Origin of the sequence: Moritella sp. 28 (assembly GCF_018219435.1) — a bacterium.
Classification (GTDB): Bacteria; Pseudomonadota; Gammaproteobacteria; order Enterobacterales; family Moritellaceae; genus Moritella.
Genome location: NZ_CP056121.1, coordinates 1,127,376 through 1,141,546, shown reverse-complemented (window position 1 = coordinate 1,141,546; position 14,171 = coordinate 1,127,376). Strand labels below are relative to the sequence as shown.

Annotated in this window: 11 protein-coding genes and 8 tRNA genes; all 19 read right to left on the bottom strand. The window is 40.8% G+C overall.

Annotated elements, in window-relative coordinates:
- Nucleotides 1-22 precede the first annotated feature (22 nt).
- The 19 genes from fliG to pgsA all read right to left on the bottom strand — a co-directional run bounded on the left by fliG (nt 23) and on the right by pgsA (nt 14,158).
- The gene (gene fliG, locus HWV02_RS05235; protein ID WP_211678812.1) at nt 23-1,066 is read right to left on the bottom strand and encodes a flagellar motor switch protein FliG; all 1,044 of its coding nucleotides are present in this window, start codon (nt 1,064-1,066) and stop codon (nt 23-25) included.
- Nucleotides 1,059-2,768, bottom strand: a complete 1,710-nt coding sequence (fliF, locus tag HWV02_RS05230) for a flagellar basal-body MS-ring/collar protein FliF (protein ID WP_211678811.1) — start codon at nt 2,766-2,768, stop codon at nt 1,059-1,061. The genes fliG and fliF overlap by 8 nt, the downstream gene beginning before the upstream one ends.
- A gap of 22 nt (nt 2,769-2,790) precedes the next feature.
- Nucleotides 2,791-3,120: a flagellar hook-basal body complex protein FliE gene (gene fliE, locus HWV02_RS05225; protein WP_211678810.1), complete on the bottom strand. Its 330-nt coding sequence runs from the start codon at nt 3,118-3,120 to the stop codon at nt 2,791-2,793.
- A gap of 121 nt (nt 3,121-3,241) precedes the next feature.
- Nucleotides 3,242-4,633, bottom strand: coding sequence for a sigma-54 dependent transcriptional regulator (locus HWV02_RS05220; protein ID WP_211678809.1), 1,392 nt, complete (start codon nt 4,631-4,633; stop codon nt 3,242-3,244).
- Between the two features lie 4 nt (nt 4,634-4,637).
- The gene (locus HWV02_RS05215) at nt 4,638-5,693 is read right to left on the bottom strand and encodes a PAS domain-containing sensor histidine kinase (protein ID WP_211678808.1); all 1,056 of its coding nucleotides are present in this window, start codon (nt 5,691-5,693) and stop codon (nt 4,638-4,640) included.
- Between the two features lie 167 nt (nt 5,694-5,860).
- Nucleotides 5,861-7,330, bottom strand: a complete 1,470-nt coding sequence (locus tag HWV02_RS05210) for a sigma-54 dependent transcriptional regulator (RefSeq protein WP_211689865.1) — start codon at nt 7,328-7,330, stop codon at nt 5,861-5,863.
- Between the two features lie 271 nt (nt 7,331-7,601).
- Entirely contained in the window at nt 7,602-8,540 is a 939-nt protein-coding gene (gene secF, locus HWV02_RS05205) for a protein translocase subunit SecF (protein ID WP_211689864.1), read from the bottom strand.
- Complete coding sequence (gene secD, locus HWV02_RS05200; RefSeq protein WP_211689863.1) at nt 8,540-10,378, bottom strand: protein translocase subunit SecD; 1,839 nt, start codon at nt 10,376-10,378, stop codon at nt 8,540-8,542. The genes secF and secD overlap by 1 nt, the downstream gene beginning before the upstream one ends.
- Before the next feature lie 273 nt (nt 10,379-10,651).
- On the bottom strand, nt 10,652-11,110 hold the full coding sequence (locus HWV02_RS05195) for a hypothetical protein (RefSeq protein ID WP_211680018.1): 459 nt from the start codon (nt 11,108-11,110) through the stop codon (nt 10,652-10,654).
- A 139-nt stretch (nt 11,111-11,249) separates the two neighbouring features.
- A tRNA-Leu gene (locus HWV02_RS05190) sits at nt 11,250-11,335 on the bottom strand.
- A 137-nt stretch (nt 11,336-11,472) separates the two neighbouring features.
- Nucleotides 11,473-12,021, bottom strand: coding sequence for a prepilin-type N-terminal cleavage/methylation domain-containing protein (locus HWV02_RS05185; RefSeq protein WP_211689862.1), 549 nt, complete (start codon nt 12,019-12,021; stop codon nt 11,473-11,475).
- A gap of 312 nt (nt 12,022-12,333) precedes the next feature.
- Nucleotides 12,334-12,419, bottom strand: a tRNA-Leu gene (locus HWV02_RS05180).
- Between the two features lie 87 nt (nt 12,420-12,506).
- Nucleotides 12,507-12,580: transfer RNA gene (locus tag HWV02_RS05175), tRNA-Cys, on the bottom strand.
- Nucleotides 12,581-12,667: 87 nt separating this feature from the next.
- Nucleotides 12,668-12,753: transfer RNA gene (locus tag HWV02_RS05170), tRNA-Leu, on the bottom strand.
- A gap of 87 nt (nt 12,754-12,840) precedes the next feature.
- A tRNA-Cys gene (locus tag HWV02_RS05165) sits at nt 12,841-12,914 on the bottom strand.
- A gap of 88 nt (nt 12,915-13,002) precedes the next feature.
- Nucleotides 13,003-13,088: transfer RNA gene (locus HWV02_RS05160), tRNA-Leu, on the bottom strand.
- A 67-nt stretch (nt 13,089-13,155) separates the two neighbouring features.
- Nucleotides 13,156-13,229 (bottom strand) — tRNA-Cys (locus HWV02_RS05155).
- A gap of 38 nt (nt 13,230-13,267) precedes the next feature.
- Nucleotides 13,268-13,353, bottom strand: a tRNA-Leu gene (locus tag HWV02_RS05150).
- A gap of 226 nt (nt 13,354-13,579) precedes the next feature.
- Nucleotides 13,580-14,158, bottom strand: coding sequence for a CDP-diacylglycerol--glycerol-3-phosphate 3-phosphatidyltransferase (gene pgsA, locus HWV02_RS05145; protein ID WP_211678803.1), 579 nt, complete (start codon nt 14,156-14,158; stop codon nt 13,580-13,582).
- Nucleotides 14,159-14,171 lie beyond the last annotated feature (13 nt).

Genomic DNA, 14,171 nt, shown 5'->3' with positions numbered 1-14,171 from the left:
TTTACCATTAATAATCATGCAATTATAAGAAATCATCGCCACCACCTCCGCCTAACATAATTTCACCACTATCCGCTAAGCGACGCGCGATTGATAAGATCTCTTTCTGCGCAGACTCCACTTCGCTAACACGAATTGGTCCCATAGCTTCCAGATCATCTTCCAGAATTTCAACTTGGCGTTTCGACATATTCTTAAAGATCTTATCTTTAAGCTGATCGTCGGCACCTTTAAGTGCTTTTTGTAATTGTTCTTGTGCTACTTCACGCAGTAGTGCTTGAATACCACGATCATCAACATCAATCAGATTTTCAAACACAAACATAAGGTCTTGGATCTGCTGACTAATCTCTTCATCAGACTCACGAATAGCATCCATTAATTGGCCTTCGATATTGGTATCGAGGTAATTCATAATATTTGCGGCTGCTTTCAGACCACCCATCTTCGCGGCTTGAGCGCCAGATTGACCAGCAAACTGTTTCTCCATGATCTCGTTTAATTCATGCAGAGCTGCGGGCTGTACTTCTTCTAGATTAGCAATACGCATCATTAAATCAATACGCACCTTATCTTGGAATTGCGATAAAATTTCAGCTGACTGTTCAGGTTCTAAATAAGATAATACAATAGTTTGGATCTGCGGATGCTCATTATGAATGATACTAGCTACCTGACGTGCATCCATCCATTTCAATGAATCGAGACCTTTAGCGCCACTACCCATAATAATTTGATCAACCAGATTACCGGCTTTGTCAGCACCCAGCGCGGCTGTTAATGCATTTCGAACGAAGTCTTCGCTGCCCACACCAATATTAGTGAACTTTTGAATGTCATCAATAAACGCACGGTGCACACCCGCTACTTTCACCTGAGAAAAATCTTTCATGGATGCCATTGCCATACCCAAGCGCTGCACTTGTTTCGGCTCTAACTGGCGGAAAATAATGGCAGCATCTTGTTCATTTAAACTCAACATTAAGATCGCAGAACGCTCAATACCAGTTAAGGTTGTTGCATCGAACTTTGGCGTTGTCGCTACTTGTTTATTAGAATCAGGCATCTTCTATCATCCATTCTTTAATTACTAATGCAGTTAAGTCAGGTTCGTTAGCAACCAGTGCACGAACCGCTTCTAACAAATCTTCGTCTTTGTGTAAGTTCGGTAATTGTAAATGACCTCTGCGCATTGCAAAGTCCGTATCCACATCGGTATCGGCAGTAAGCAATTGCATATCTTCGTCATTTTCAATCGCACTGATACCTAAATCTAAATCTTCTACTTTTTCTTCCGGTTCGTTGTTAATTAAGCGTTTAATCATAGGACGAATAATCGCCATGATTAATATCACAATGACGATTAAGCTAGCAGCAATACGTACGGCACGCCAGAACCATTCTTCTTCCCAAATTGGAAGTTCAGCCATCGCAGCCAATTCAGGGCGATTAAATGGGATAGCAACCACCTCAAGAGCATCACCTCGGTTAACATTAAAGCCCACGCCACCTTGTAAAACACGACGGATATTGGCGAGTTCGGCTTGACTACGAGGTTCCCTCACCAGTGTTCCATCGGCTCCTGTACTATTGATGTAATCTATCGCAACAGACACACTTAAGCGCCGAATAACACCGGTTTGTGATTTAGTGTGACTGATTGTTGTATCAAGTTCATAATTTCGCGTTGATTCTTTTTGAGATTGACCAATAGGACGAGCTGCGGCATTCTCTCCAGCTGCCTCTTCAGGTATATCCGCGTCTAGTGGAGGTTGATTGGTTAATGCCCCCGGAATACCTTGACTATCATTACCAATCGATTGACGCTCTAATAACATTTCACTGCGTATTGCAGGTAAATCGGGATTAAAACGTTTTTGTGTTTGCTCTGTCACACTAAAGTCCATTGATACATCAACTTCAGCGGTATAATTACTGACACCTAAGATAGGGATAAGTATAGAATCTATTTTATCTCGGTACTCACGTTCATGATTTTGTACAATTTCAAATTCACGTCGACCTTTTGCAGCCATCATGTCTTGACTGCCCGAGTTCAGCAAGCGGCCATTTTGATCAGTCAAGGTTACGCGGGTGGGTTCTAAGCCTTGAACAGCAGAAGCAACCAATTGCACCATAGCATCAATATTTTCTTGCGAGATTGCGTTGCTGTTACGTACCGTTAATACAACTGTTGCACTGGGCTTCTTGTCGCGCTTAGCAAACACATTTTCTTTTGGGATGGCTAATAATACTTGTGCCTTTGATACATGTTTAAATTCTGTTAATGCCCGTGATATTTGACGTTCACGACCCAATTTTAAACGTTCTCGTTCGACACGCTGGCTGACACCAAAGCCCATATCTTTCATCAAAATATCGTCACCTTCTAATTCTGCAGTGACGAGTCCTGAGCGACGTAATCGTAATTTAATGTCTTGATACTGCTCAGCAGGAACAGAGATCGTATCACCATTAATTTTATATTCTATTTTCTGTTGGTCTAAAAATTCGAGGGTTTCAATGAGTTCAACCGTTTGATACGTACCTAAAGGACGCATTTCAGGCTCTTTGCCCCAGAGTAAAATAAATACCACTAAGGTTAGCGAGATCGCTAATGCTAAGATTAGGATGATTTGACGTAAGATATCGGCATTAGTGAAAAAACCAAATGCTGAGCTTTTTTGCTCATTTTCATCTAGTTGCGCTAAATCATTACCCATATCGTCATTACTTACGATACCTGTATTTGAAGCTATGTCAGCCACAGAGTTACTCCTTTACCCGAGATTAAACAGGCATACTCATTATTTCTTTATAAGATTCGATCAATTTGTTACGAACCTGTACCGTAGCATCGAATGCTATCCCCGATTTTTGCGATGCTATCATAACATCACTTAGGGACACACTGCGATCACCTTGATCGAAACGGGTGCGTAAATCACCAGTATTTTGCTGTAATCCGTTAACACTATCCATTGCTTGCTGCAACATATCACCAAAATTGGCAGATGTTGTGGTTGGCGCTTTTACCGCGGTAGGATCTGCTTCAAATTTAGTCGCCTGTAACGACATGCTTTGCATTTCGGAGTAGAGATTATTGGCTGCGATATTCATTGATTATCCTCGTTGTCATATTTTTGACCTACCTTGAGAGGAGCAATTAACATGCCAACAAAAAAAAGACCGTAACTTCAATTGATTACGGCCTTTTTATAACGATTGTTTTTATAAATAGTTATGCAGGGATTTCGATGCCTTGCTCTCGCATTTTCGCTAATTTATAGCGCAATGTACGTGGACTGATACCCAATTTTTCTGAAACGTTTTTACGCACGCCATTACAGCCAATCAAGGTTTCCAAAATAATTTGATACTCTTGTTGACGTAATTCGTTACCTAAAGGCTCGTTGGGTTGATTAATACTGCGCACAGGGATTTCCGATTTAATATGTAGCTGTGGCACTTGAGCAATCGGCGCTATGACTTGAAAATCTGCGGCAGTAAAATCTTCTAAAATAAGATCTGCATCTTTTATTTTCCCATCAACCGCTAAAATCATAGCGCGTTGGATCACGTTGTCCAATTCACGTACATTACCCGGCCAATGATAAATCTGTAACTTCGCCTTCGCGCAGTTAAGTAATTCTAACGTTGGAATATTATTTTGTTTGCAGTGTAATTTTAATAAATGTTCCGCAATCGGTAAAATATCACCTTTACGCTCAGTTAACGGTAGCCAAGCTAATGGGAATACATTTAAGCGATAATATAAATCTTCTCTGAAATCACCATTCGAGACAGCTTGTTTCATATTACGGTTACTGGTAGCAATGACTCGTATATTAAGTTTAATGGTTTTACGGCTACCTAAGCGCTCAACTTCACGCTCTTGCAATACCCGTAATAATTTAACTTGCAACGATAAGTCCATTTCCGAGATCTCATCCAGTAAAATGGTACCGTTTTGTGCTTGCTCAAATTTTCCTGGGCATGCTTGTATCGCGCCAGTAAATGCGCCTTTTTCATAACCAAACAGTGTTGCTTCTAACATATTATCTGGGATAGCCGCACAGTTAATAGCCACAAATGGACCGTCATAACGCAGTGAATTATCATGAATATAACGTGATAGCACTTCTTTACCCGTTCCACTTGGACCTGTCACCATGACCGTTGCATCTGATTTAGCCACTTTACGCGCCAAACTTAATAGTTGCTCTGTTTTCTCATCACCGTAACAAGGTGTGCGCTTAGCTATTTTTTGTGGTGGTACATAACGACCAACCTGATTAATCAATACTTCTGGAGAGAAAGGTTTACCAATGTAGTCAACTGCACCATTACGCATTGCCGTTACCGCATCATCTACTTTGGCATAAGCCGTCATTAACAATACCGGTAAATCGGGGTGTTTTTGTTTAATATTATGCAGTAAAGTTAATCCCGTCATGCCACCCATTTGAATATCACTCACGACCATATCATAGGTTTTTTTACCTAATGCAATCAGTGCACTTTCACCGCTATCAACTTCATCGCACTCATAACCAGCCATTAATAAGGTATCAACTAAGGCTTCACGAAGACCTAAATCATCTTCAACTACAAGAATTTGAGAATGGGACATACTATTATCCACCTATTACCATTGGTTGAGGTTCTGCTACGCGATGTAGCGGTACGATTATACTAAAACGACTTCCTTCACCGACAGTTGAGTTCAACTCTAAACTGCCATGGTGCGCTTTCACCACACTTTGTACAACAGCAAGGCCAAGACCCGTGCCCTGTGATTTGGTGGTAAAGAAAGGTTCTAAGATTTTTGCTTGCATGAGCGTCGAGATCCCGGGACCATCATCAGATACCACAATTGCGACTTTGTCATCACCGGAGCGGACTGCAGAAATAGCGAGGTTAGCCCCTTGACCACAAGCGTGTAATGCATTTTGTATCAAATTGCCAATCGCACTAGAAAGTGCATTACGATTAGCTAGAATTAATAAATCGGGTTCGGGTAGTGTCACTTGCATGTTGCTACCAGTCTGCAACATCATAGCTTCGCTGCCCGCTTGCACTTGAATTAATAAGTTCTGCAGTGAAATCTCTTCAACCACTAAATCTTTGCCGGTACGTGCAAATAGCAGCATGTCATTAACTTGGTTTTCCAAATCATTAAGCCGTTCAATAAGTTTACTTTGAAAACGTTTCTTTGATGCTGGCGGGAGATTCGGGTTGGCTAGATTAGATCCATATAATAATGCCGCTGATAATGGCGTGCGGATCTGGTGTGCTAATGACGCTACCATTCGCCCCAATGACGACAACTGTTTCATATGACTGACACGCTCTTGTAAATGACGTGTATACGTTAAGTCTGTCAACATTATTAACTGACCAGGCTGCGTGCCAAGTGTCGTGATCGAAAGTTGAACTTTACAGCCATTCTTTAATGAAATTTCATGTCCGTCATCTTCTTTAGGGGTAAACGCACGTTGAATGACATCCATCCAACGTGAATCGATCAATGGTTCACCAAGTAATTGCACAGCAACTTTATTGACTTCAATGACCATACCGTTGCCATCAAGAATAACCAACCCTGACGGCAATGCTTCTACTAACTTTTCACTACGATTTTTGTGTGCTCGTAGTTCTGCTAATTCGCCGGGATAAGATTCTTGTACCATGGTAGCACTCCGCTAAAAAATTGACTCGCACCTAACGATGCATTTAGTGTGCCAATAATTAAAGGGGCGTAAACCATTGTATATATAAAGAAAAAAGCCCAACATCACGTTGAGCTTTCTCGTTTGTTTTATCAAGGATAAGTAAATCTATACTTGGTTACATTTATTTAGGCTTCTTTCTGTAATCCATACTTACGCATTTTTTCAACCAATGTCGTTCTACGCATGCCAAGTTGATCTGCAGCTCGGGCGACAACGTGCGCTTGTTGATCAAGGGCTTGTTTAATCATGTCTATTTCGAATTCGGCCAGCATCTCTTTCAGATTAACGCCGCGTTCAGGCAAACTATTTGGCATCGAGAAGAAACCATCTTCTTGTGATTCTTCTTCTATATCGGCAAAAATATCATCATTAAACATTGCAGATATTGCATCACGCTCAGCTAATTCACTCGGTAACTCTGAACTAATGCTCTGACTTTCACCATCATCGTTATAACGGTATTTAGCAGGTAACTCACCAATATCCACAATATTACCAGCCGTCATGATCAGTAAACGTTCGATCAAATTCGATAATTCACGTACATTACCCGGCCATGAATGTTGCATTAACGATTCCATTGCCCGTTGCGTAAATAAGATTGTCGCATCATGCTCTGCTTCGTGTCGGCGTAATAACTCTTGGATCAGTAATGGTATATCATCAGGGCGCTCACGCAATGCAGGGCTTTCAATTGGGAATACATTCAGACGGTAATAAAGATCTTCACGAAATTCGCCATCAAGGATCATTTTCTCTAAATTACGGTGTGTTGCAGCAATAACCCTTACATCAGCTTTAATTGCTTTACTGCCACCCACGCGTTCAAAAACTCGCTCTTGTAAAACACGTAATAATTTCACTTGCATTGGCTGCGGCATATCACCGATTTCATCAAGGAATAAAGTACCACCACTTGCGAGTTCAAAGCGTCCTTTACGTGCTGAAAACGCGCCCGTAAACGCACCTTTTTCATGACCAAATAATTCACTTTCTAATAATTCAGCCGGGATCGCACCACAGTTAACAGGAACAAATGGGCCGTGATTACGTGATGATGCATCATGGATTGAACGGGCAATAACTTCTTTACCCGTACCTGATTCACCGAGAACTAAAACATTAGCACCCTTAGTCGCAACTTGAGTAATCAAATGGCGAACACTTTGAATCGCATCACCACGCCCTACTAACTGTTTAATTAATGCTTTTGAGGCCGAGGTTGATTGACCTAACTTACTCGTAACACATTGGCGATAAGATTGACAACGCCCGAGTAAAAGTGTCAGCTGGTGATAGGAAAAAGGATGTTCGATATGACCGATTAAATTACCTTGCTTTGATGCTGTTTCCTGTGTACCAAACGTCAAAAATGGATTCATTGGGTTAGCATCAAGTAACGCAAATAGTTCCTTTTCTGAATACCTATCTGAAGACACGATAACACTATTTGCAGCAAGATCGATCTTTGCACTAATGTCGATGTGAGAGTCATAACTCTGCCACCCTTCTCCAAGAAAGGACAATATCGTTTCTAAATTTTGTCTCCGTTCAATATTTTCATCAATTACAAAAACTGACTTAGTAGTATCCATATTACTGCCTACGCTAAACTTTACTCAAACTTAAATAAACCACAGTTAACCGACTGTTAAATAGTGTCAAAAACTAACCGACGCCAATTTATTGACATAGCTATAGTACACATTCCTAAATCAAGATGAAACAACGGTAGGGGTTAATTAGAAGTTAGAGTAAAAATAGTCTGTGCTATATCACATTATCTACATATTGATCTGTTTATCATAGATAAACGCGCAGGATTAACAAACCCACGCGCTCAAATTACCTACAATAATAAATGTATTAGTCTTCGTAAGCCCCCTTTTTCAACTCAACGACCTGATAATGTCGGGCATTTAACCCCCAGAATTCAGGTAACGTAGTCGAAACAGCAATCGATGACCATGTACCGACAATTAAACCAATGAACATCGCAACAGAGAATCCATTCAAAGGTTCGCCCCCAAGTAACCACAATGCCGAGACCGTCATTAAGGTTGTTCCAGATGTTACCATTGTGCGCGATAGAGTTGCCCCAATAGCATCATTATTCACATCAGCAATTGCTAAATTAGGCTTAAGAATAAGTAACTCGCGGATACGATCCCCAATAATAATAGAATCATTTAATGAATAACCGATAATCGCCAATATCGCCGCAAATACCGTCAAGTTAAACTCGAGTTGTAATGCAGCAAACACCCCAAGTACAAATAATACATCGTGCAGCAAGGCAAATAATGCACCCGACGCTAAACGCCATTCAAAGCGATAACTTAAATACGCCATGATACACAACATCGAGACTAAGATCGCTAGGCCACCTTGTTCCGCTAACTCTTGTCCAACTTGAGATCCGACAATACTGGTGTTTAGTACTTGAATATTTGTTGATAATGGCGCGAGTACCTCTGTGATATCCGGAATACCCATGCCAGTCGCAGGTTCCGCGTAGCGTAAGATCCATCGACCCATCTCCCCCCCTTCAATAACATTAACATTTTGGTTCAATGCCGATTGTAATAAAGGCGAGATCTCACTCATTGTAATCGTTGGATCCATCTGCACTTCAGTAATAACACCACCAGTGAAGTCAACTCCCCAATTCAGTCCATTAATACTAAGAAATGCTATCGCAACAAGCATAAAAACCACTGATACAGCACTGCTGATATAACGTAATTGACTGTAGTTATTACTATTGTTTTTGTTACTATTGTTTATATTGATAGTCATCATCATTATACCTTCAAGTCATGACGAGTATCACGACCCCATAATTTATTAATTAATGCACGTGATACCAAGATGCCTGTAAACATACTGGTTAAGATACCTAAGCCCAGCGTTAAAGCGAATCCTTGCACGGGTCCCCTGCCAACCGAATACAGTACAACCGCAATAATTAAGGTGGTTATATTGGCATCAAGAATCGTAGCAAATGCACTATCAAAACCACAGTCAATGGCTTGTGCAAAACTACGTCCTTCTCGTAATTTATCTCGAATACGCTCAAACACCAGTACATTTGTATCGACGGCCATACCAACAGTAAGCACTAACCCTGCAATACCCGGTAGCGTTAATACAGCACCAGGGATCAAAGCTAATAAACCAAATAAAATAATAATATTGGCAATGAGCGCGATATTTGCAACCCAGCCTAGACGACGATACCACAGCGCCATAAATACCAAGGTTAAACCCAGCCCGAGCGCTAATGCTGAGAAGCCATTTTGAATATTATCGGCCCCCAGTGAAGGACCTATCGTTCTTTCTTCAACAATAGTCACAGGTGCAGTTAACGACCCTGCACGTAGCAACAATGCAAGCTCTTGTGCATCAGCCATATTGCCAGCACCCGTGATTCTAAATTGACTGCCTAGCTGGGCTTGAATAGTAGCAACACTAATAATGTTGCTGGTCTTTTTAGTGGAACCATCCGCGTTACGACTGTACTCACTGTAAAGCGTTGCCATCGGCTTACCAATATTATGCTTGGTAAAACTCGACATTTTTTTACCACCCGCGTTATCTAACGTAATATTAACTTCTGCAGCCCCTATTTCACCAACACTGGCTCGAGCATCAATAATATGTTCACCACCCAAAATAGCATCACGCGCAATGCGGATTGGAATACCATCGTTATTGTTAACCAGCATGCTGCCACTGCGCACGGTTTCAAGTTCGTGGAATGCTAGGCTCGCGGTTGCACCTATCACATTTTTTGCCGTCGCAGGATCTTGCACACCGGGTAATTCAATACGGATACGATGCTCACCTTGGCGCTGAACCATCGCTTCAGTAATACCTAACTCTGCGATACGACTACGCATAGTTTGCAAGTTTTGCTGCACTGTCAGGTTAATGATGTCGGTCTTTTCAGTTTGCGCAATACCCACCTCTACCAATAACCCCGAACTCTGAGTTACTTTCCATTGCGGATAGTTGTTGTGCATTAATTTCAACAATGTGACTTTTGCTTCATCGGTGGGCAAGTTCAGTTGCAAACTATTATTATGATTAATGCTAATTCGAACACCTCGAAACCCTTCCTCACGAAAATCAGTGCGTAGGTTATCTACCAATTGCTGTGCTCTGATATTGAATACCGGTTCCATATCAACATCTAGCAAGAACTGCACACCACCACGTAGATCTAAACCTAATTTGATTGGCTTCAACCCCATACTCTGTAACCAAGACGGCGCAGCAGAAACGAGTGCTAAAGTAATATCATCATCTGCTGGCAATGTGGCTTCGAGTATCGCCTTAGCACGTGTTTGAGTGCTTAAGTCTGTTAACACTATCGTGGTTTTATCCATGTCTTGATCGATACGTTTTACCGCAATATTACTTCCTTCTAGTGTCTGCTTAAGTACGTGAAGAGCGGGTTGTTGGTCTTGTTTATGGTTAATTTGCAGTGCCGGATCTTCACCATATATAGTAGGGATCGCACTTAATAGCATAATTAAGACAGTACAGATTAAAACCACATACTTCCAACCTGCATAATGGTTAAGTCGTTTACGTTGAACTTTTGAATTTGTTATTTTTGTCATTTGATAGCAGTCCATCAATGCCAAGCTTTACATAAAGACCATTTATATACTGTTTTCTGTATATAAATAGTGCGTTATATAAGTACCGTTTATAAAAATAAAGCGGTGGCATATAGGTGATTAACTCGCTTATAACTCGCTGACAATAGGACCATTAAAAACGCTATTTACAGTACGTTTGCACTATTTGCAATACCATATACGGCGCTATTTATAGAACTCTTTAGGGAATATAAGCAGATAATAAAGGCAACAAAAAAGCAGTGTGATTAATACTTACATTTTTGTCTAAACAAATGTAATAACAGCAGGATACTGACGGTGGGAATATAAAAGATTACTGTCTTTCCAGCCCGATAGTCGAGACTTAGAACACGATATCTGAGTCAACCAATGTTGATAAAAATTAATATTAACCGCATAGCCAATCACAAAAGACGGCGATGGTGGAATAGATAATTCAATCTCTATCTGATAGTCCGGTTCAGGATTATTTAACAGTAATCGACCAGCACTGGTATAACGAGAGGTTTCCGTTAAAGCAAATTCATAAGCATGAATTGGTAATGATACAGAAGGTTGTTCTGATTCAGCGAGATCTTGGTAAGCAATACCCGCTTCATTTGCATTTACAAGTAAAGAGGCTGGTGCTAATAACGGTTTTGATGATATCGCTAATTCTGTGTATGTGTCAGCCTGAGAATTAAAGCCCATAACCATAACAAACAACAGAGTAAAATAGCGCATCAACCGAAGTAGCATAGAAGATAAATAACCATAAAGGATAATTAGATATCATAATCACTCGAGTTTAAAGATACAAGGATTATTTTAAATGCCAGAAAGCAAAAAAGGCTTACCGTTAAGGTAAGCCTTTTTCTAAATTTGGTGCCCGAGGCCGGAATTGAACCGGCACGCCTATTAAGCGAGGGATTTTAAATCCCTTGTGTCTACCGATTTCACCACTCGGGCTGAGTGATAAACTGTTAAGCTGCTGCCTAACCGGATATGCGCTTACTTTACCGTATTCTAAATATGAGTCAATGAAAACCTTTGCATAGATATCATATGGTTGAAAATAAATCCAATATGCTTATTATCACAACGATTTAACAATCGGCACTGTGCACTGTTATTATATTCTTACGTGTTTCAGCCGCGTTTTCATATTCGACATAACATTTAAAATTATGATTTGTTATCTCAGAACGTTCATTTTCCCAACTCCTAGGAATAATTTTCAACGTGGTTCCTTCAACAAAAACAAACTGACTATCACTTAAGCCCATTGCAGGTTTAAAATGAGTATCTTCTTCACCTTGATAAAATGGATAGCTATCGCGGATAAACAGCTTTGAGCCATCGGCCATGAAAATATAATAATATCCCTTAGTGACACTCCAATTATTATGCCCATCACAACCAAAAGTACACTCACCTGCGGCTGGAATATTATCAACCAGCGCCTTAAGATGCGCTATCTGACTTTGCTCTTCCAATTGCGCAGCAATACTAGATAATGTAACTATCTTCCCATCGCGGTGAACGCGCATGAAGCTAGGTAACGCTACCGCGGCTAAAGCAGCCAATATGATCACGGCAACGATCAATTCTATTAATGTAAAACCCGTACTACCTTTATATCTTTTGGCTTTCACTTTTACCACCCAAGTTGACTAAACGGCAACTTAAATAACCATAAAATATTTCATAGTTTCATATAAACGATAATAGACGGTAAATGAAGGTAAGCTTGAAATAAACCAGAGTTCAGGAACAATATCAATCATCTTTCTTTTAGCCACAGCTGTAAAATCGACTGTCAGAGATACTATTTACAATATAAGATGTTATCCGATAAAGTCGGCTTTGATGAATTCAGATAATCCGAAAAATAAATAGCCAGTTTTATACAAGGTAAATTTTAGACATAAAAAAACCAGCTATAAGCTGGTTTTTTTATAAAATGTTGGTGCCCGAGGCCAGAATTGAACTGGCACGCCTATTAAGCGAGGGATTTTAAATCCCTTGTGTCTACCGATTTCACCACTCGGGCACTGAATTCTGTTGTTTATTGCTAAACATTTATAGTTTATTCGTTCACAGTGCTGAACCAATAAACTTGCTCTTACGAGCTAAATCATGGAGGCGGGTCCCGAAGTCGAATCGAGGTCCACGGATTTGCAATCCGCTGCATAGCCACTCTGCCAACCCGCCATATACTGCGATGACAAATTAATTGTTAACACAGAGTGCTAATTTTACATCTTAGCGAGATATACTATTTCTAGTATTAGTATTAATTGGTGCCCGAGGCCAGAATTGAACTGGCACGCCTATTAAGCGAGGGATTTTAAATCCCTTGTGTCTACCGATTTCACCACTCGGGCACTGAATTCTGTTGTTTATTGCTAAACATTTATAGTTTATTCGTTCACAGTGCTGAACCAATAAACTTGCTCTTACGAGCTAAATCATGGAGGCGGGTCCCGAAGTCGAATCGAGGTCCACGGATTTGCAATCCGCTGCATAGCCACTCTGCCAACCCGCCATATCCTGCCATCACAACTTTCGTTGCTAATACAGGGTGCTAATTTTACATCTTAGCGAGATATACTATTTCTAGTATTAGTATTAATTGGTGCCCGAGGCCGGAATTGAACCGGCACGCCTATTAAGCGAGGGATTTTAAATCCCTTGTGTCTACCGATTTCACCACTCGGGCACTGAATTTTTATAGTTTATCCGTTCCAGTGCAGAACCAATAAACTTGCTATTTACAAGCTAAATCATGGAGGCGGGTCCCGAAGTCGAATCGAGGTCCACGGATTTGCAATCCGCTGCATAGCCACTCTGCCAACCCGCCAAATTATATGTTTAATGTTATACCTAACAAAAAGAAATTGGTGCCCGAGGCCAGAATTGAACTGGCACGCCTATTAAGCGAGGGATTTTAAATCCCTTGTGTCTACCGATTTCACCACTCGGGCAATTTCTTTAACATTTCATCTAAGCTGCTTTATATAAACCGCTGTAGACCCTATGTGCTGACGCATTCTACAGACCTAAAAGATAGAGTCAACACCCTTTTATCTTCCGCGATCAAAACGCTTACGTTTCAACCTAAACAGTCTGTTTTTTAACTAAAAGGGGTTAAATATCACCGGAATAACGGGATAACCAAAAAATAGTCTACCTGGCCCGTAGCAGTTACGTCTAATCTTCGCTTGTTAACTCACCCCATGCTGCAGAAAAGTACTGCACCATAGAAACAACCGTTAACACCATTGCGGCATAAAACACGATATAAGCAAGGTAAACCATCCAAGGGCCTTGTTGCCAAACAAAACCGCCTAGCGCCATCATTTGAAAGCTTGTTTTCCATTTACCTGCATTACCGACAGCAACATTAGCACGTTTGCCCAAGTCCGCCATCCATTCACGTAAGCCAGAAATAGCCAACTCTCGGCCAATCATGATAAGTGTTGGGATCATTATCCACAATGCACTGTGTTCGCCGACACTCGCCGCGATACGGTCGTGATCACCCGCAACCATCACCAATGCAGTGATAACCATTATTTTATCTGCGACAGGATCAAGGAAAGCACCCAGCTTACTTGATACATCCCAACGTCGAGCTAAATAACCATCAAGGTAGTCAGTTGCACCTGCAACAAAAAAGATCCATGCAGCAATATAAAACGAATTTTCAATTGGTAAATAAAACGCGAGAACAAAAAAAGGAATTAAAATCACGCGAAACAAAGTTAAAATATTTGGTATGTTTTTCATTATTCTCATGCTT